23 protein-coding genes and 2 other RNA genes are annotated in these 18823 nt (G+C 50.0%); 8 read left to right on the top strand and 17 right to left on the bottom strand.

The window, feature by feature from the left end; all coding sequences use genetic code 11:
- The 5 genes from ACQGQ5_RS10840 to ACQGQ5_RS10820 form a co-directional block, all read right to left on the bottom strand.
- On the bottom strand, positions 1 to 564 hold the full coding sequence (locus ACQGQ5_RS10840) for a uracil-DNA glycosylase (protein WP_455736514.1): 564 nt from the start codon (positions 562 to 564) through the stop codon (positions 1 to 3).
- Positions 565 to 846: 282 nt separating this feature from the next.
- Positions 847 to 1629 carry an OmpA/MotB family protein gene (locus tag ACQGQ5_RS10835; protein WP_455736513.1) on the bottom strand — a complete coding sequence of 261 codons (783 nt, stop codon included), beginning with the start codon at positions 1627 to 1629 and terminating at the stop codon, positions 847 to 849.
- Positions 1630 to 1635: 6 nt separating this feature from the next.
- On the bottom strand, positions 1636 to 2454 hold the full coding sequence (locus ACQGQ5_RS10830; protein ID WP_455736512.1) for a motility protein A: 819 nt from the start codon (positions 2452 to 2454) through the stop codon (positions 1636 to 1638).
- Between the two features lie 255 nt (positions 2455 to 2709).
- Positions 2710 to 3345 carry an SdpI family protein gene (locus ACQGQ5_RS10825; protein ID WP_455736511.1) on the bottom strand — a complete coding sequence of 212 codons (636 nt, stop codon included), beginning with the start codon at positions 3343 to 3345 and terminating at the stop codon, positions 2710 to 2712.
- A 14-nt stretch (positions 3346 to 3359) separates the two neighbouring features.
- Complete coding sequence (locus tag ACQGQ5_RS10820) at positions 3360 to 3620, bottom strand: autorepressor SdpR family transcription factor (protein ID WP_275716662.1); 261 nt, start codon at positions 3618 to 3620, stop codon at positions 3360 to 3362.
- A gap of 196 nt (positions 3621 to 3816) precedes the next feature.
- On the opposite strand from ACQGQ5_RS10820, the gene ffs reads away from it, so the two are divergent.
- The 8 genes from ffs to ACQGQ5_RS10780 all read left to right on the top strand — a co-directional run bounded on the left by ffs (position 3817) and on the right by ACQGQ5_RS10780 (position 9103).
- An RNA gene (gene ffs, locus ACQGQ5_RS10815) (signal recognition particle sRNA small type) lies at positions 3817 to 3915 on the top strand.
- Positions 3916 to 3990: 75 nt separating this feature from the next.
- The gene (gene dnaX, locus ACQGQ5_RS10810) at positions 3991 to 5628 is read left to right on the top strand and encodes a DNA polymerase III subunit gamma/tau (protein ID WP_455736510.1); all 1638 of its coding nucleotides are present in this window, start codon (positions 3991 to 3993) and stop codon (positions 5626 to 5628) included.
- 24 nt (positions 5629 to 5652) lie between these two features.
- Positions 5653 to 6003: a YbaB/EbfC family nucleoid-associated protein gene (locus ACQGQ5_RS10805; RefSeq protein WP_141827784.1), complete on the top strand. Its 351-nt coding sequence runs from the start codon at positions 5653 to 5655 to the stop codon at positions 6001 to 6003.
- A 2-nt stretch (positions 6004 to 6005) separates the two neighbouring features.
- On the top strand, positions 6006 to 6608 hold the full coding sequence (gene recR, locus ACQGQ5_RS10800; RefSeq protein WP_455736509.1) for a recombination mediator RecR: 603 nt from the start codon (positions 6006 to 6008) through the stop codon (positions 6606 to 6608).
- A gap of 76 nt (positions 6609 to 6684) precedes the next feature.
- Positions 6685 to 7149, top strand: coding sequence for an SsrA-binding protein SmpB (gene smpB / locus ACQGQ5_RS10795; RefSeq protein WP_275716654.1), 465 nt, complete (start codon positions 6685 to 6687; stop codon positions 7147 to 7149).
- Positions 7150 to 7228: 79 nt separating this feature from the next.
- Positions 7229 to 7576, top strand: a transfer-messenger RNA (tmRNA) gene (gene ssrA, locus ACQGQ5_RS10790).
- 677 nt (positions 7577 to 8253) lie between these two features.
- Positions 8254 to 8901, top strand: a complete 648-nt coding sequence (locus tag ACQGQ5_RS10785; RefSeq protein WP_455736508.1) for a hypothetical protein — start codon at positions 8254 to 8256, stop codon at positions 8899 to 8901.
- Positions 8882 to 9103 carry an RNA polymerase sigma factor gene (locus tag ACQGQ5_RS10780; RefSeq protein ID WP_455736558.1) on the top strand — a complete coding sequence of 74 codons (222 nt, stop codon included), beginning with the start codon at positions 8882 to 8884 and terminating at the stop codon, positions 9101 to 9103. Before ACQGQ5_RS10785 ends, ACQGQ5_RS10780 begins: the two co-directional genes overlap by 20 nt.
- 420 nt (positions 9104 to 9523) lie before the next feature.
- Here the strand turns inward: ACQGQ5_RS10780 and ACQGQ5_RS10775 are convergent, their stop codons facing one another.
- The 12 genes from ACQGQ5_RS10775 to ACQGQ5_RS10720 form a co-directional block, all read right to left on the bottom strand.
- Positions 9524 to 10306, bottom strand: coding sequence for a Swt1 family HEPN domain-containing protein (locus tag ACQGQ5_RS10775; RefSeq protein ID WP_455736507.1), 783 nt, complete (start codon positions 10304 to 10306; stop codon positions 9524 to 9526).
- Positions 10307 to 10924 (bottom strand): hypothetical protein, encoded by a 618-nt coding sequence (locus tag ACQGQ5_RS10770; protein ID WP_455736506.1) that lies wholly within the window; start codon positions 10922 to 10924, stop codon positions 10307 to 10309.
- Between the two features lie 157 nt (positions 10925 to 11081).
- Positions 11082 to 11246, bottom strand: a complete 165-nt coding sequence (locus ACQGQ5_RS10765) for a hypothetical protein (RefSeq protein ID WP_455736505.1) — start codon at positions 11244 to 11246, stop codon at positions 11082 to 11084.
- 3 nt (positions 11247 to 11249) lie between these two features.
- Positions 11250 to 12266, bottom strand: a complete 1017-nt coding sequence (locus tag ACQGQ5_RS10760) for a hypothetical protein (RefSeq protein ID WP_455736504.1) — start codon at positions 12264 to 12266, stop codon at positions 11250 to 11252.
- A 133-nt stretch (positions 12267 to 12399) separates the two neighbouring features.
- Positions 12400 to 13152, bottom strand: a complete 753-nt coding sequence (locus tag ACQGQ5_RS10755; RefSeq protein ID WP_455736503.1) for a hypothetical protein — start codon at positions 13150 to 13152, stop codon at positions 12400 to 12402.
- Positions 13139 to 14554 carry an SNF2-related protein gene (locus ACQGQ5_RS10750; protein ID WP_455736502.1) on the bottom strand — a complete coding sequence of 472 codons (1416 nt, stop codon included), beginning with the start codon at positions 14552 to 14554 and terminating at the stop codon, positions 13139 to 13141. The genes ACQGQ5_RS10755 and ACQGQ5_RS10750 overlap by 14 nt, the downstream gene beginning before the upstream one ends.
- Entirely contained in the window at positions 14524 to 15204 is a 681-nt protein-coding gene (locus ACQGQ5_RS10745) for a hypothetical protein (RefSeq protein ID WP_455736501.1), read from the bottom strand. The genes ACQGQ5_RS10750 and ACQGQ5_RS10745 overlap by 31 nt, the downstream gene beginning before the upstream one ends.
- The gene (locus ACQGQ5_RS10740; RefSeq protein WP_455736500.1) at positions 15204 to 15530 is read right to left on the bottom strand and encodes a hypothetical protein; all 327 of its coding nucleotides are present in this window, start codon (positions 15528 to 15530) and stop codon (positions 15204 to 15206) included. The genes ACQGQ5_RS10745 and ACQGQ5_RS10740 overlap by 1 nt, the downstream gene beginning before the upstream one ends.
- A complete protein-coding gene (locus tag ACQGQ5_RS10735) occupies positions 15514 to 15951 on the bottom strand; it encodes a DUF7768 domain-containing protein (protein WP_455736499.1) in 438 nt (145 codons plus the stop codon). Before ACQGQ5_RS10735 ends, ACQGQ5_RS10740 begins: the two co-directional genes overlap by 17 nt.
- An 82-nt stretch (positions 15952 to 16033) precedes the next feature.
- Positions 16034 to 17974, bottom strand: coding sequence for a DNA polymerase (locus tag ACQGQ5_RS10730; protein WP_455736498.1), 1941 nt, complete (start codon positions 17972 to 17974; stop codon positions 16034 to 16036).
- A gap of 66 nt (positions 17975 to 18040) precedes the next feature.
- Complete coding sequence (locus ACQGQ5_RS10725; RefSeq protein ID WP_455736497.1) at positions 18041 to 18256, bottom strand: hypothetical protein; 216 nt, start codon at positions 18254 to 18256, stop codon at positions 18041 to 18043.
- Between the two features lie 14 nt (positions 18257 to 18270).
- The gene (locus tag ACQGQ5_RS10720) at positions 18271 to 18822 is read right to left on the bottom strand and encodes a DUF2815 family protein (RefSeq protein ID WP_455736496.1); all 552 of its coding nucleotides are present in this window, start codon (positions 18820 to 18822) and stop codon (positions 18271 to 18273) included.
- Position 18823: the final 1 nt, after the last annotated feature.

Here is an 18823-nt window from a genome sequence, read left to right as displayed (position 1 = left end):
TTATAGTCCGAGTTCTTTGATTTTGTCGCGCAGCTTGATGAAATCGTCAAACGCGTCGGGTTTGCTGCCCGGGTTGCGCAGAAGCGCGGCGGGGTGGAGCGTGGCCATCATCAGAACGCCGTTCCGTTCAAAGAAAACACCGTGTTCCCTGGTGATTTTAATGTCCGGCTTGATGATTTTCATGGCGGCGATGCGGCCGAGGCAGACGATGATTTTCGGGCGGATCAGCGCCACCTGGTTGCGCAGCCAGCCGATGCACAGCTCCTGCTCTTCCGGAAGCGGGTCGCGGTTCTGCGGCGGCCTGCATTTGACGATATTCGCGATGTAAATATTTTTGTGCCGGTCAAGGTCGACGGCGTCCAGCATTTTGTCAAGCAGCTGCCCGCTCCGGCCTACGAACGGTTCCCCCTGCAAATCCTCGTTTTGGCCGGGGCCTTCTCCGATCAGCAGCACGCTGGCTTTCTCGTTTCCGACACCGAACACAACGTTGGTCCGCCCCGCGCAAAGATCGCATTTACGGCATTCCAGACAAGCGGATTTCAGTTCTTCCCAGTTATCAAACAATGCGGTATCCACCTTCCTATTTGAATCCTCTTTGATGACGGCATGACAACCGTTTTTTCTCTTACAAAGATGTGATGGCGCCTGCCATGTTTCCCTGTTCTCTCAGGCGCCCGAAGCTTCGCTTCAGCTTGCGCCGTAAGGCTATTATAGCATGAATGCCGCAAAATCGAATGCTGCTGCGCGGAAAATTTTACGGGAAAGACGAAAAATTTCCCCTGCCGTCCTACGCGCTGCGGCAGGGGAAAACTGTTCTGTGTGAAAAAGTTTCTTGCCGCTCCGGGATTAATGGATTTCATCCTCGGCGAAGCCCGCCATTTTGTCCGAGGAGGAACCGGTTTGGTTGATCTTTACTTCCACGCGCCGGTTCTGTGACCGTCCTTCTTCCGCTTCGTTGCCGGCTACCGGATGGTAGTACGAATACCCCGAAACAATCATTTTGGATTGTGGAAGATTGCATTTGCTGGAAAAGAATTTCAGTACCGCGATGGCGCGGTCGGACGAAAGCTCCCACGCAAAGTAATTGTTCTGGGATTCATCCCCCGCCATGGCGGTATGTCCGCTGATCTCTATGGAACCGATCTGGTCGTCCACGCTCAAAAGAAGGCCGCCCATATATTGAAGGATATCGAAGCTGGATTCTCTCATCGTGGGGCTGTCCGGATAGAACAGCACGTTGTCCTTAAAACGGAATTTGATAAATCCCTCTCCCTTTTCGAGCAAAATAGATTCGGAGTAACCGCTTTGATTGATTTTTTTCTGAATGGATTCATAGATCTCGTCAAAATCCTTACTTGCCGCTTGATTTGCCGCTTGGCTCGCCGTCCCGCTTACCGTCTCCTGAGCGACGGATGCGCTGCCGGCGGCGGCCTGTCTGCTTTTTTCCAATTCGGTCCTGATGCTGTAGTTTTGCTGAGATACGGCCATCATGGCGAAGGAAAACAGGATTACAAAGATCGCCAGCAGGTCGGTCATCATGTCGCTGTAACTGGTCAGCCAGGCGGGAGCTTCCTCATCGTTTCCGCCTTCCGGCTCGTCCTCATCGAAATATTTTTCATCCTCCGGCATGAGTTATTATGCAACCCCCTTCATCTTCAGTTCGCGTATCTGCTTGCTGACCGAGCCCATTTTTTTGACATCCTTTTTCGTCAGGCAGGAAATCATATTTTCCTGAATAGTCCTCGGATTTTTTCCTTCCATAATCGAGGTCAGCCCTTCGAGCAAAAATTCTTTTCTCAGCGCTTCGTCCGCGCTCATTACCTTGAGCCTTTTTGACATCGGCATAAAAACGACATAGGCGATAAAGGCGCCGTAAAAGGAAGTGACCAGTTCGATCGCCATCAAGGGGCCCAGCTTGGTCGGGTCCTCCAGGTTTTCCAGCATGGGAATCAGGCCGATATACGTTCCAAGAAGGCCCAGGGAGGTCGAGGTGTTTGCGATCATATCCAGCATGGCGTGCCCGTCCTGATGCCTTTTTTTAGCGAAATAGATTTCCGACCGGAGAGCTTTTTTGAGGACATCCTCGCCGACGCCGTCCGCGATCAGCAGGATCCCCTTCTGAAGGAACTCGTCGTCGGCATACTTGGGGGCAGCGTCTTCAAGAGCCAGAAGCCCTTTGCTTCTGGCAATCTCACTGAGCGACACGATCGTCTGAATGTCTTTTACAAAATCATACTGCACTTTTTTGAAGGATTTTTTCATGACCCGTCCCAGCGTTTTCAATTTGTTTGGCGGGAACGAAACGACAACAGCGCCTGTTGTGCCGCCTACCGTAATGAATACAGAAGGCCAATTCAAAAAGGAACTGAAATTCCCCGACATCTTAATAGAAAAAACAATACAAAAAATCCCGATCCCAAATCCAACCATGGTGGAGACGGCTGTTTTCTTCATTGAAAGACCCCCTACGAGCTAAAATTTCCCATTATTTTCTATATCGGACAATTTGTCGGATATTTTAGGGGAATCAGCCTAAATATCATGATTACACAGCCAAAACATAAGAAAATGTGACCTGGTCGCCGTTTTTCCGTTTACTTTCCTTTTTAAGGCGCTTTTCAGGCAATACGCCGTGTTTTGTGGATCGAAAGGAATTCCCTTCTGACCGACTGTTGTCGCCGGTCAGAAGGGAATTTTCAAAGGGCGGTGTCAGACGTTGCCCTTCCGGTAGAGGTAGTAAGAGTATGCGGCCGGAATCGCGCACAGCAGAACGATAGCCGTGAGCATCAGCCATGAATAGGCGGTAAACGCGGAAACGGCGATGATTATCCCGCCCGCGATCCAGACAAAACCGGCCAGCCGGTGCGTTTTTCTCCAGTTTTCCTCGCTGGCCAGCGTCCACGGCAGCTTGATTCCCACCGTATAATTCGGTTGGCATTTGGGAAGATAGTTGCCTAAGACGGCGATCATAACACCGACAAGCACGGTGATCAGCACGCTGATGTTGAAGTCCCTGTACAGCACCTTCGCAATGACAGAAGCCTGCGTTACGTTGGCGACGATGACGATCAGCCATCTGGAGATCAGCTTCATCTGCGGGGAGCGGTCGATATTTTGCTTTTTCGGGTCGGCGGAAATGCTGAAATTTACAAATACCGTGCAGATCAGAAGGATGGCGGGAAGCCCGAACGCGGCGAAAAAGCGGGAGGAATAGCCGTTGGGATTTCCCTGTATGTCCCAGTGCGTGGGCATCGTCTCCGGCAGCCGGGAATAGAAGGCCGCCGACAGAAGGAAGGGAAACACCGCGGCCAGCCAATACAGATATTTACCGATTTTATTTTTCATTGCATACATTCTCCTTATCTAAGAAAACCTTGGAACCAGTTCAGGACCTCTTCAAAGACGGACAGATTCAATTCATAGTAGATAAATTTGCCGGATTTACGGTCCGTAATCAGATCGGCGTCCTTCAGTATGGCCAGATGATGGGAAACCGTCGCGCCGGTCATCGGGAAGTGCTCTGAAATTTCCCCGGCGGGCAGCGCCCCGCCCTTCAGAATATTCAGGATTTCCCTGCGTGTCGGGTCGGAAAGAGCCTTAAATGTTTCAGGAAACGACACAGCATCAGTTCCTTTCATTTAGAAATTTATCTAAATGTATAATAGCACGTTTCCTTCCATTGTCAATATGGATTTTCAGCAACGCGGGCGGGGGGGATTCAAAAAATAGAGGTTGTCTTTTTTAACGGGATCGTTTATAATAGGATAGTCGGAAATGAGAAGCAAGGCAGAAATGCATGCAATAGGATATGCAGGCGGGCGGGCTCTGTACGGCGGGACGCCATGAACCATGTCAGGCGGGGAACCGAGCAGCATTAAGTGGACTGCCCCGCGCGATACAGGCGGTCTGTTCGTCTGCATATCCTGATGCATGATAAACCGTTTTATGACGGTCTGTCTTGCTTTCAATTTGTCTGGGGGTGGTGTTCGCGTGTATCAGGTTCTGTACAGGAAATGGAGGCCAAGGGTGTTTGCCGATGTTGTCGGCCAGCCGCAGGTCACCGTTACGCTGAAAAATGAACTGACGGCGGGCCGCATTGCTCATGCGTACCTGTTTACCGGTTCCAGGGGAACGGGGAAAACCACGTGTGCGAAAATCCTGGCCAAGGCGGTCAACTGCCTGCACCCGGCGGACGGCGACCCCTGCGGCGAATGTGAGATCTGCCGCGCCGCGGACGCCGGTTCGCTGATGGACATTGTGGAAATCGACGCCGCCAGCAACAACGGCGTAGACAATATCCGCTCTTTGCGGGAAGAAGCCAATTTTACCCCGGCGGCCGCGAAATACCGGGTTTATATTATCGACGAGGTGCACATGCTCTCCACGGGAGCGTTCAACGCGCTGCTTAAAACGCTGGAAGAGCCGCCCGCCCACGTCATCTTTATCCTTGCGACAACGGAAGTACACAAGCTGCCCGCGACCATTTTGTCGCGGTGCCAGCGCTTTGATTTTCGCCGCATTCCGCCGAAGGAAATCGCGGAGCGCCTTACTTATGTTACCCGGCAGGAGGGCGCGGAGCTCGACCCGCAGGCCGCGCTTCTGATCGCGCGCCTGGCGGACGGCGCCCTGCGCGACGCGCTGTCCCTTTTGGATCAGTGCCTGGGCCGCGGCAAGAACATCACGGTGGAAGTGGTGAACGAGACGGCCGGTCTGGTCGGGCGGGAACATCTTTTTGAACTGACCGACGCCATAAAGGAACACGATTCCGGCGCCGCGCTGGAGCTGATCGACCGGCTGCACAATTCCTCCAAGGATATGGCGAGGCTCTGTGAGGAGCTGTCCTCCCATTTCCGGAATCTGATGCTGATCAAAACCACGAAGGATGCCCACAACATGATCGCCGTACCCGACGCGGAGTACGAAAGCCTTACAAAGCAGGCGCTTTCCACGCCGCTGCCCGCCATTCTGCACGGCCTGGATGCCATGCAGTCCGCGCTGGAACGGATGTACCGGGGAGGGGACAGGCGCGTCGAATTTGAAATGGCGATGATCCGCCTGTGTTCGCCGGAGCTGGATTCCACGCCGGATGCGCTGATTCGCCGCATAGAGGCCCTTGAGCGCGGAACGGCTGTTTCGAAGCCGAAGCCCGTCAGGGCGGCGGAGCCGGAAACGAAACCAAAGCCGGAAGTGAGGGTACCGGAAAGCCCGCCCGCACAAATGCTGCCGGAGGAACCGCCGGAGTCTTCCTTTGAAAGGCCGGACGATTCCGTCGCGGAACCAAAAAAGGAGATCGGGGAGCTGCAGAAGGACGCGAAGCGCCTTTCCGAATGGCCGGAGATCCTTCAGATCCTGAAAAATTATTCCCATACCATTGCGGCCGCGTTCAACGGCTCCGCCGCTTATATCAGCGGCGCCTATGTGCTGATCGACGCGCCGAATGATATGGCGTTCCGGCTGCTGAGAGAGCCCGCCCAGCGTGAAAATATGCGCAGGGCGATTCAGCAGGTGACGGGCAGGACCTATAAGCTGGGCCCTTACAAGGTCCGTGAAAGCGAAAAGGAAACGGATCCGCTCGCGCAGCTGGCCGGGCTGGCTGAGAGCGAGGGCATTCAGGTTATCAAAAAATAAAAAGATTTACAGGAGGAGTTTGATATGAAAGCAAGATTGCCGCAGGGATACGGCGGAGGCGGAGCTTCCAATTTGCAGCAGCTGGCGCGCCAGGCCCAGAAGATACAGGAGGACATGGATCAGGCGACAGCCGAGCTGGAAGCAAAGGAATATACCGCAGCGGCCGGCGGAGACGCCGTAAAGGCAACGGTAACGGGTAAGATGGAGGTAAAGGCCATCGATATCAAACCCGAGGTCGTCGACCCCGAGGATGTGGAAATGCTTTCCGACCTTGTTTTGGCCGCGGTCAACGAGGCGCTGCGGGCCGCCGCCGCAGACAAGAGCCAGCGCATGGAGAAAATCTCCGGCGGCATCAATATGCCGGGTATGCTTTAACGATGTCATCCTATAACGTGGCGCCTTTGTCGCGCCTGATTGAGCAGTTCGAGCGGCTGCCCGGCATCGGACATAAGAGCGCGCAGCGGCTGGCCTATTATGTGCTCGGCCTTTCCAAAGAGGGCGCGCAGAATTTCGCAGACGCCATTATGGACGCTCACGAAAAAATACATTATTGCAAAATATGCTGCAATCTGACTGACCAGGAGCTTTGTCCCGTCTGCCGCAACGCAGCGCGGGACAAATCCGTCATCTGTGTGGTGGAGGACCCCCGCGATGTAATCGCGCTGGAGCGTACCAACGAGTTTAACGCGACCTATCATGTGCTGCACGGGGCCATTTCCCCGCTCAGCGGCGTCGGTCCGGACCAGCTCTGCATCAAGGAGCTTTTGGCGCGCGTGAACAACGGCGAAGTGAAAGAGGTCATTATGGCGACCAATCCGACCGTTGAGGGCGAGGCCACCGCTATGTATATTTCGCGCCTTCTGAAGCCTCTCGGCGTCAAAGTGACGCGGCTTGCCTACGGAATTCCCGTGGGAGGCGATCTGGAGTACGCGGATGAGGTGACGCTGACCCGCGCGATTGAGGGCCGCAGCGAGATGTAGCTGACAGAATGCTTGACAATTTTCAACGAGTATGATATGCTCATATACCAACATCGTGGACGGGGGGCTTTTTTAGATGGCAAAAGACAATTTAAAAACGCTGGCGCAAAATAAAAAAGCCTTTCACGACTACTTTGTGGAAGAAAGCATGGAAGCGGGCATCGAGCTTCGCGGAACAGAGGTCAAATCGCTCCGCAAGGCGCAGGTAAACCTGAAGGATGCGTGGTGTTCCATTGTCAAGGGAGAACTTCTGATCAACGGAATGCATATCAGCCCCTATGAACACGGCAATATTTTTAATCAGGACCCTATGCGGGTGCGGCGGCTTTTAATGCACAGGCGCGAGATCATGCGTTTGTTCGGGCTGGTCAAGCAGGACGGTTATTCGCTGATACCGCTGTCCGTTTATCTGAAGGGGTCCATGGTCAAGGTGCAGGTCGGTTTGTGCAAAGGCAAAAAGCTTTATGACAAACGCGCGGATATGGCGGCGAAATCCGCAAAGCGGGACATCGACCGCGCGATGAAGGAAAAGAACCGGTAAGAAAAATATTCTTGTATTTTTTTCTTTGGAATGCGTGTATAATAGGATAAGGTAAACAAGTTTACTGTCGGTTAAATATGGGGATGTAAAGGTTTCGACGGGGATTGTGAGCCTTAGTAAGCGAGTAGCGGCGCGGAACCGCTTTAAAAGCCGCAAACTTAAAAGTAAACGACAACAATACTGTTGCTTACGCAGCCTAATTAGGCTGCCGTCCTTACCGGGTACACCGCGGCCCGGATAAGGGCGTCGATTAGCGGTGAACGTGAACCGGAGAACGCCTTTACCCCGGTCATGACCAAAAGGCTACTGAGCCGCAGGGCCTGCCTTTGGGCGCTGCGGGGAGGGAATGTAAAATCAACGGCTACACTCGTAGAAAGCTTTGGTAAGTGATTTTCGGACACGAGTTCGACTCTCGTCATCTCCACCAATGAAAAAAGGCACCCCCGTGAGGGGTGTTTTTTTTCGTTGAAGGGGGTGCCCACAGCGAACTCCGGCGCAAGTCGGGAGCAGCAGAATTTTTAAATTTACAAATAAAAAAGGCAGGGACTCGCGGAACGCGGGCAGAAATTGTACCGCCCGACTCTCGTCATCTCCACCAATGAAAAAAGGCACCCCCGTGAGGGGGTGTTTTTTTTCGTTGAAGGGGGTGCCCACAGCGAACTCCGGCGCAAGTCGGGAGCAGCAGAATTTTTAAATTTACAAATAGAAAAAGGCAGGGACTCGCGGAACGCGGGCAGAAATTGTACCGCCCGACTCTCGTCATCTCCACCAAATGGACATTACACGAACACCTATTATTTCAAGGGCGGCTTTGCCGTTACGGTGTGGATGTAAGGCCAAGCAAAAAAAGCCATCGAGGTTATTAACACCTTGATGGCTTTTTTGTTGCAGTTTTCGCTATATGCCAGTATAATCTATATTATAAGTTGTTAGAGAAGAAAATTGTATGGGAAATAGAATGATACATGTTGCTGTTTCCAATGGGTATTCATAGCCACGCTTTTCCCAAATAATTGAAATCTATTTGCTCCTTAATGTTATACTTGAAGCAAAAATCCCCCCTTTGAGAATCAGGAAAACATAAAACGATAAGGAGATATTGCAATGTCAGAAACATTGATTGCAACTCTTATTGGTGCAGGAGCATCCCTAACAGTTGCTGTGGTTACGCTGATTGTAAACGCGTATATCGAGAAAGGCAAAAGCAAATTAGAGATGCGGCAAAAAGAATATCAATCAAAAAGGGAGCACCTAAATGAAGTTTATAAAAAACTAATCACGATAATTAATCTCTTTCCCAACTCATCGCCAAATGATGTTTTAAGGTGGGTTGAATATCCTCCCAATTACTCTCTTGAAACTTTTGATGCCGTTATTAAAATTTTGGATTACCAGATTGACGATTACAAAAATCAATTAGGCAGTGCGAATATAGACTATGAGCAAAAAAACAATATTGAAGTGCAAATATCAAATCGGGAGTATTCCAAGAAACAAATCTTTGAAATTCGTGAAAAGTATTTTAATGCACGAGATAAATATAAATCATTTTGTGAATCCGACAAAGTGATCTTTGATCTCTATGCAGGGCAAAATGTTAGAAACTCCCTTGTGAGTTTTGAAGTTGTTATTCATAATGTTTTTATATCTGGTCAAAGAGTTGGAGATGCGGACGATCCATTAAATAACAGTATAGAAATATGCCGTAGAAATCTTATTGATAGTATTAGAAATGATATTGGGATATCTTAAGCATCTACCGGATTTTTCCGTTTGTAATGCATTTTATACGGTGCTAGGAATTATAAAGATTCAACAGGATGCTTTGGACATTATACAAGAGTCTTACATTACTGCATTCAGTAAGTTGGATACATTAAAGGAGAATGCATCGTTTATTAGCTGGCTTAAGATTATCATTGTAAACAATTGCAAAAAGAAACTGAAAGTTTGAATATGGGAATCAATGGGAGGTAACGGAATGTCTGATATCAAATTATACTCGGTATCGTCCGGCGTCATAGAGCTGTCGGCATTTTCCATTCCGCTGGAACGGGAACTGCAGACTAATAATTGAAAAGAATATGCCTGTTTTCTTCGGAGTGACGTTTCTAAAGAGCGAGTATACCATCACAAACGGGCGGATAGACAGCTTGGGGCTGGATGAAAACAACTGTCCTGTGATTTTTGAATATAAGCGGAGCCTGAACGAGAACGTTATCAATCAGGGACTGTACCTATTGCAACAATTTTTAGTTTTCCATTTGAAGCATTTCTAATAAAGAGGAACACACGAGGTATTGGAATATGTACAGCCGTATAGTATAATGGAAAGCTGTAGTTTATCCAATCTTAGTTGAATGATAACTAAAAATTAGACCGATTTTATTTGCCTACACCAATCTCTAAACGATAATACAACACGCTGAAAATCTTCTTCATTGGGTAAATATCCATTATGCGCGGCAATATTTCTGACTCGTTCTAACTCCTCAAATCTAAGCTCAACAAATTTAATGTCCTTAACATATGGCAGAAAATCCGGTTCATATTTTCTGATAATGGAAAGCAAATCACCCCAGTCGATGTAATATAAGGGATTGCATCCTCGCGGTGTTAGCCACTTGTGCTTTTCTTCCAATTCAACCCTTGACTTAAGCTTGCTTTTCTGTGAGGTGTTAGCAGCTGTATCCCACCAGCTTTCACCAAGTTTTCTTGATAGCACTCGCGTTATAAGTGACCGAGCAGAATTTTCGTAACAATTTAAAATGGCATATAATTCGGCCATTTTCTGTGCTTGCTCAATTTCTTCCTTGGACAAATATGGTGTCTCATATATCCCGGCTAAGTCTTTAATTTCAACGTATTTCTTCCATATGTATCCAAAATTGTTATCAAAACTATTGAGTGCTGTTAGTGTGAGTTTGTACGTGTCAGATTTATTGCCTTTACATACATTCTTGCTTTTTTGAAAAGCAGCTTTTGCACGTGTAACATTTATTGGAGGCAGAAATGCATCTTTGAAATAATGATTTATTGTGGCAATAGTTATATCACTTTCGCCTGTCTTTTTAAAGTTAAACCATATAATAGCTTCAGCCTGTTGCTCTTTTACCTCGAGTTTAAGAAGGCATTCCTGTGCGAATGTCTGAAACATTTATTTCTGTCCATCCTTTTTGGGAAGATCAAATTTGACGAAATCTTCTCCTGTATGATGAAGGTGGAAACCATCATCATTACTAATTATTTTCCCATCGATTCCTAAGTTTGACAGCACGGAGGATATTCTTGTAGGAACCTTAGCATCAACAGTTCTTAGACCAGTATAGATTTCATCTTTGGAGAAAGCGTTCTTATTTGCATTGTTTTTTAACCAATACATTATCACTAATATTTGTTCGTTTTGGCTTTTAGGGTTCTTGTCAGTATAAAACTTTCGGAAATCTTGTCGTTGAGTCTCCTCAAGCCCTAGTTCAACCATTTTCAAGCTCTCTGGCTTTTTTGATGATGAAGATCGCTTTTTCTTTGAGCCACCTTTGACATCTTCTACTGGAGGTAAGTTGTCTTTTGTCTTATCAGAATTTTCATCGTCTGGAGAGTTTTGAGTATCATTTTTCTCATTAGGTTCATCTGATACTAGTTTTTCGTGAACTTCTACCATATTAGGAACAAAAGACTCCAACTTGCTAAATATTGTATCTAATGATTCTGCAGGCGCTTGAATTAAAATTTCACCAGTTGTGATGTTTAATTGGATAGTTACATTTTCAGCCATGGTACGCCTCCTGCTTTTTTTATAATAATATAATAGCACTATTTAATTTACAAATCTATGCATTTTTTGACATTTTTTTACTTCTTTGTACTACTTCCATAAGCATTGTAAATAGTGGTCAAGGTTTTCATACCTTGGCCACTATTATTATTCTGCCCTATTTTTCGTTTTTCCGTTCTTGCCACTCGAAAAATTTTTTTTGTACCTGTTCATTGTCATAAAACTTGCGTATCTCCGGCACAAGGAATCGGGCGAAGGATTCAATCACGGACTGTGGCAATTCCACATCATAAGGATTCTGTGGTTTCTTAGGCTTTTCCATCGCCTATCCCCCTTCTGTGAAAGGGCAATCCCTTGTGTCCTTGATTTCCGTCCAGCCATCCAACACCTTTTGGCGTGGTGCAAAATATTCCCGCGTGGTCATTTCGTCATACTGGTTAATGCCGGTAAAATGCACAACCTTGTGAATACGGCGTATAAAGGCGTTCCAGACCGTAGGAGTATCCAAGCGCACATTGGCATATTGGTATTCCAAGGGAATGTTGCTGATAATGTACGCCTTTGTATAGCACGCCACACGGTTTGCATACCGGCAGGGCAGCATAAGCGGGTAGCCGTCCAAAAGATTGTTCGTATCCTGAATTTTCAGACTGGATGAAAATTCATCAAAGACAATCACATCCTCACTTTGGTATTTATCAAAACACCCATGCTGATAGCCGGTTATCCGACACACATTTTCATAGCCATACCGTTCCATAATCAGTTTTGTTTTTCCAAGACCCGTAGCGCCATATATATAGGTTGTTTCAAGTATGCGAAAGGTATCACGGCATTGCTCTGCAATCAGTTCTTGCCGGACTTGCTCCAAAGTGGAGCGATAGCGCATTAAATGGGTTTGCGAACGAATAACATCCATTGCGCTGTGACCGTCCTCAAGCATGGCTAAAGCCATGTCCCAGTCGGTGCGTTGACCGGGATTTTCTGTCGGCAGTTCTCCCCATTCCTCAAATGTGCCGGGAATACTGGTATCGGCTTTTTCATCTTCTACCCATTTTCCATTTTTTTGAACATATGCCCGATTTTCTTCGGAAGTGCCGCAAGCCGGGTCAATATGTGCTGTCGGGAAACAGCCTTTGACGGTGGAAAAGCGAACTGCGCTATTAGCTACAAAGAATACATGAGTATGCGGGGTTTGTTCCTGCAAGCCCTGTTCGTCAGCCATGCACCAGTATTTTAGCTGCATTTTACTAAGCACCGCACGGATTTTATCGTGTGTCCATTCAGCGCCGGGATTATTGATTGTCAGCAAGTATTTTCTATGTCGTGTATCTTTTTTCAAAGGTTCTCACTTCCTTTGTGTAATAATTTCGCTATGATGGTAAGAATTTGATTGGTACAGAGGTGTCTGGGTAATACTAGCCAGACACGCTCGCCCGCCTTACGCTTCGCGCGGCGGGCGAGCGTGTGCGTTTCTAAGACAATGCCTTTACGCATATCTGTCGCATTCGTTCTGAATTTTGTACCGTTCCTACCTTGATAAAATACAGTTGCGAAGCTTGAAGTAAGGCAACGCCTTCACTCTTTTCAAATATACGGCCTTTGGCTTGCTCCATGAAATCAGGTAAGAGCATTTCATAGATACTCTTGATAGCCGCGCCGAGAACGATTACAACGCCGTAGTTAAGGCGTGAACCAGAAGGAAAAGCAACCGCATCAGGACGCTGCATGGTGGTAATCAAGCGTACAGACAGGGAACGTCCAAGCAGCAATATTTCGCTTACCTTGTTCATCACCACCGCCGCCGCTTTTTTATCCTCATTTACGAGCGACAAAACATCTGCCATGTATTCTTCCCAAATCAGTGTAATGGGATGGTTGCTTTCATCCTCTCCTGATTGCCGGGCGTTCAAGCGGGAATATACAACATCCAGCGCTTGCAGCGTGGTTTTGTAGGCATAGTAACGGGAGCAGCCCCGCAAATATGCAAAGCTATCATCCCCTTTGTATTCCGCGAAATGATATTCTCCCGATTCTGCAATAATAAGCTTTGCAAACAGGGCATTTTCAAAATAAGATTTTCCCGACCCGGACATGCCGCAAATGAGAATATGACTGTTGGCAGCAGGAGAAATGTCGGTGGTTATGGAAATTTTAGCCTCATAACCGTTCCATGCGTCCAAATCGTAACCCAGCGTCAGCAGCTTCGACGCGTCAGAATTCATCATACAGCACGTCCTTTCTTTGTGTTTCGGCTCCGGGTGCAGCAGTAATGACAATGATAATGCGGTTTCGTCCATTTCTGCCGCCGTACTTGATAGGCTCCACAAAATGGACGTTAAGCGCGTCCTGTATTTCCGTACGGTGCGTTTCCCATATTTCCATAGCCACACCAAGCGAATAGAACTCCATTACGCTGACCTGTACGCTGACCTGTGTATTTTTGATACGCTTGCATGAAATCAACGCCGGGGCATACCCGTAGCGGTTGGCAAGACCGATTTGCAGCAGACTGTTTTCAACCGTCCTTGCCCGGAATGGTGTTCCTAAAAGGAGCAGTAGCCCAACCAAAAACAGGTTGAGGCCGTGCCCGGCAGAAGCGGGATGCACCAGCGCCACAGGCAGCTCGCCGGCGTTCCATCTGCGAATACTCTCTGGTGTGTCAAGCTGGGAGAATGGGATGTGGAGTTTGTGCAGCCGCTCGGAAATTCTGGCGAGATCGTGCTTGAACCAATAGGCCACAAGTACCGGCTTGCCGTTTGCCGCCTCAATCAAATCCTCCAGCGCGTCCAGCTTTCGGTCATGAATATGAATTGTATCGCCGACGTCGTCATAGACAGCACCGTTTGACATCTGGGAGAGCTTATTGGACAGTGCGGCGGCGTTGGCCACGGTGATATCGCCGTCCGGGAGTTGCAGCACGAGGTTGTCCTTCAGATCGTCGTAGCGTTCCTGTTCTTCCTCGGAAAGCTGCACCTCATATTCGCTGCTGACGAGCTCCGGCATCTGCAGGTGATCTGTGGACTTCATGCTGATCGTGATATCCGCGATTTTGCTGTAGATTGCCTTTTCTGCGCTGGGCAGCGGCTTATAGGAGTAGATGATCTGACCGTTTCGCTTATCCGGCATGAAGTAGTTGGTGCGATACTGCCCAATGAAGCGGCCGAGGCGTTGACCCATGTCCAGAAGCCGGTATTCAGCCCACAAATCCATGAGGCCGTTCGCGGAAGGGGTACCGGTCAGCCCCACAATGCGGCGGACGCACGGGCGGACCTTCATCAGTGCACGGAAGCGCTTTGTCTGATAGCTTTTGAAGGATGATAGCTCATCCACCACCACAGTATCAAAGTCGAATGGTACGCCGCTGTCCTCAATAAGCCATTGGACGTTCTCGCGGTTAATAATGCAGATGTCCGTCTGTTGTAGAAGCGCCGCTTTGCGTTCTGTCTCGGTTCCAACCGCCACTGCGTAGGTCAACAGCGACAGATGGTTCCATTTCTGGATTTCTGCCGGCCATGTGTCCCGTGCCACGCGGAGAGGTGCGATCACCAGAACGCGGTGAACCTCGAAGTTGTCAAAAAGCAGATCATTCAGGGCAGTCAGCGTGATACTTGTCTTGCCAAGACCCATATCCAGCAGAACGGCGGATACCGGATGTGTTTCGATGTAGTCGATGGCGTAGGTTTGATAGTTATGTGGCTGCCTTCCGGGATCACGAGACTGGCATGATGGCCGCCCGGCAGATCCACGTCAAAGTCGTCGTTCTCCAGAAATTCGGTCAGATTCATGCTGCCGGGAAAGAGCTCAACCTCGACGGTGGTAGTGCCGAAGAAGAAGCGTGCCGCGTCCAGTGCCTTGGTGTCAAAGTACGGGAAGATGGAATTGACCAGCTTTTTCATGTCGCTATAAGCAGCTGCGTCTGTCATGCGCGTGATTGGAAAAAGGATATGGAATTTCGGCCGGGCAGGCTTCCCGTTTTTCTCCCGCATGTTGTAGCGGCTGTAATGGACCGCGAAGTAGACATTCGGAAAAGCCGCCGCAACGTCAGCTGGAAGGATCCAGTCTGACGGGTCTTCGGAGTGGTCGTTGTCACAGTCAACAGGTAGGCAATCCGCTCCGAGGAAGTTATCGCCGTTTCTGTAGTTGTTTTTGTACTCGGCGCAGACGTAGTCATGGCAGACCGCTGCCCGCAGGCTATCCACATCCGTGACCTCGGTTTTATTGGGATAGGAGCAGTTGCCGGGATTGCCGACGATGTCGGCGCTATAAAGCGTAAACATCAGTCGTGCACCTCCTTTGCACCATCCTCCAGCACCTTGGTAATGAATTTGAGCGCCGTGATGATCGTTTCAAGCTCACAATCGCCGCCGAGCGTGATTTTGAGACCTTCGCTGCCAAACTTGTCCCGCGTTACATGGACATCCATCTCTGTGGAGGCCAGATCTTTGATACGGAAGTAGGTGCGACTCCCGTGTCCGCCGTCACCACCCTGATAGCCGTTCGTACCGGCTTCGACTTCGAGAATATTGGCGCTTACGATTTCGCGCTTGTAAGTAGGAACCTCTATACCGCCGATGCAGCGCAAACCTTCAGTGATTGCAAACATCTTGTACCTCCTCTAAATTTTTGGTGAAGTAGCGCAGGCGGTAGTTTTTCCACCTGGCTCTTTTGATTTCTGCCGTCATACCGGCTGTGATGTTGCTGCCGAACACCCAGACCTCCGAGCATTTGCTCATGAGCGCGTTTCCAAAGAACAGCCCCAGTTCTCGTTCGTCCGGATCGGCGTCATTCAGGAATTGTGGGAACAGCAGATGCGGCGCAATGGGGATGTAGCCCTTGTCCACCGCAAAGCGGCTGTAGTTCCGTGCAGCCTTTATGTTCCTGTCAATGTCCCCGGCATACGGAGAGCAGATGTAAACAATTGGCCGGAAAGCGCGGATTGCGCGTTCCTCTTTCTCGATCAGAGACAGGGCTTCGTAGGCGGTTGGGTCAATGTATCCCTCGCAATTGCGTTTATCGATACTCATTGCGAGCCTCCTTTCCGGACAGGCTATAGCCGCCCATTTCTACTACTCGCTGGACGTGACAGCTTGCTTTTGACGATAAAACTCAGTCTTTTTTATAAAAATCCGTCTCGTATCCATCGGCGCGGAGTAAGAGCCCCTTCGCCCAAGGCGGCGTCCGGCCCATCTGTTCGCAGACCGCCTGCAGAGACATGCGCGGATTGGCTTCGATGACCAGCTCATCATGGATATGCATCACGATGGAGCAGTTCCGAAGTGTCTGCATGGCATAGCAAAGAATGTCACGCGCCGTGGCCTGCACGACGTTTTCCACGAATTTTGGGCCGTAAGAATCGAGTCGTTCCCATTTTTTCGTGCCGCCGATGCCCTCATATGTAATACACTGGCCGCCGAACTTGTTCTCACCGATACGCGGCTTCACATAGGAAAGCCTCCGGCCGGAGGGCAGCGTGATAAAAAGCATCCCGCTCTGACAGGAGAACACGATTCCGTGCGTACTGTTGGTATGCTTATTGCGAACCGCCTCCATGGCCGCGCGATCTACATCCCACCAGAGCTTCACGATATTCGGGTTTGACTGCCGCCACGCATCGACCAGAGGAGGAAGCTCATCCTCCGTGAGGCCCATTTCAAGAGCGCCCATCGCTTTGAGCGCACCAACCGAGCCACCGTAGCCGAGCGCCAGTTCCGCAATTTTGCCTTTTTGCCGCAGGTGGCTGTTGATGCCATGCTTCTCGACGGGGACCTTGAACATCTGACTGGCGCTGGCGCAGTAAATGTCACCGCCCTTGGCAAAGACCTCCTGCCGCCACTGTTCGTCGGCAAACCACGCGATGACACGAGCTTCGATGGCGCTGAAGTCTGATACGATAAATTTGGCTCCGGCTCTTGGCACAAAAGCGGTGCGGATAAGCTGTGAAAGTGTATCTGGGACATCTTCATAGAGAAGCTCCAGCGCGTCAAAATCTCCGCAGCGCACAAGAGCGCGGGCTTGTTCCAGATCGGGAAGATGGTTCTGAGGCAGATTTTGCATTTGGATCAGTCTGCCGGCCCATCGACCGGTTCGATTCGCACCATAAAATTGGAACATCCCACGGGCGCGGCCGTCGGCACAGACAGCGGTCTCCATTGTCTGATACTTTTTAACGGAGGATTTGGCAAGCTGCTGCCGCAGGGAGAGCGCTTCGCCGAGCGGTTCCGGCGCGGTCTTCAGCAGTTCGGCGACGACCTTTTTGCCGAGCGTATCGGTTTCGAGACCGTTATCTGCAAGCCACTGCTTCATCTGCTGCACCGAGTTTGGATTGTCCAATTCGGTCAGCTTCTTCATAGCCGTGGTGAGCTGCTGACGGGAGCGACCGTCCATATCGATTGCCTGTCTGACCAGCGTCATATCCAGTGCGACACCACGGTCGTTGATCTTCTGATCGAGGTGGTATTCATTCCATACGGATTCCGGTACCGGGAAGTTTGCGAGCCTTGCCTGTATTGACATTTCCGTCTCGACATCACGAAGGTTATATTTCTTGAACATGGACCATTTTTCTGGCGCATGATAGAGATAGTTGCGGGTACGGCCGTCATTGGACTTCGTTGGCGTGCAGGGCTGACAGAAATATTTGATGAGGTCTTTGCCCTCGGTGAGCTTCTGCTTCTCAAGCCCCAGCACAGCACCGACGCCTTCCAATGAAAGCGGCAGGCCCATTGTGGCAGCCCAGATCATGGAGCAATGCCACTGAGCAGGATCGAGATATTCCCCGGTCGGCAAGCCAAGATAATGGGACAGACAGATCCGTTCAAAGCTGGCGTTGAAGGCCCACTTCGTTACAGCTTCATTGGTAAGCGCCGCCGTGATTTCAGACGGGAGCATTTCACCGCAGGCGAGGTCGATGGTTTGTACAGAACCGTTGTCGGCACTGTAGCCGAACAGAAGAATCTCAAAATCAGGAACCTCCACATATTTGTAAACACCGCATTTGGCAAGCGGTGCACTGCTATAGGTCTCAATATCGATTGAGAGTGTTTTCATATTCACCGCTCCTTTCAGATACCCAAAAGGGTGGCAGGATTGCTCCCACCACCCACGGGTCAGACCTTACTTGTTGAACTGCTCCATGCGTTTCTGGTGGTACTCTTCATCACGGGCGGCACGTTCCTTTTCAAGCTGGAGCCTTTCGGCCTCCCACTCGGCGTTACGTTTATCACGTTTGTGGTCTTCGGCGACATCAATAACCGAGCGGACAATCCAGAAGACCGCCAGAGCAAGGTAAAGGTTGAGAAGCAGGATGCAAAGAATCGTTGTGGTTTCCATAGTCGTTTTTCTCCTTAGTTCAAAAAGTCGTCGTCGTTGTCGGATGCGAAGTCGTTTTCAGCACTGGTCTTGCCGCCAAGAGGCTCGCCGGCGCGAATGAGCTGCAGGTTGTTGAGGCCGCAGGCAATGCCCTTGTTGCCGTTGCTATTGAAGGCATACAGGTTGATGCTGGCGCGGCCGTACACACCGGAGTAGACTTCGGAGCGGGTCAGGACCGGATTGCGGTCGGCATCCACGATGCCGGGTGCGGTTGCGGAATTGGCGTTGATAAAGTAAGCGTTGGCGTAGGCCGGATCGTCCGGGCGCTCGACGTCACCGTCACGCAGCGGGTTCTTGATCGCGGCCAGAGGCGGCACGGTCTTGCCGTTGCCCTTGAGCTTTGACTCGCCCTCATGGTAGGCAGCCTCGATGGCGGCCTTCAGCTTGGCGACGGTCTTAGCGTCGGACTTCGGGATGATGAGGCTGACGGAGAACTTCGGCTCCCAGACGTTGGCGTAGGACCAGCGAGTGTCGGGACCGGCGATAACTTTCATGGGGTTGTTGACCTTGTTCGTATTCGTAGACATA

It is taken from the genome of Caproiciproducens sp., from assembly GCF_053840905.1.
This window is presented reverse-complemented; position numbering and strand designations above follow the sequence as displayed.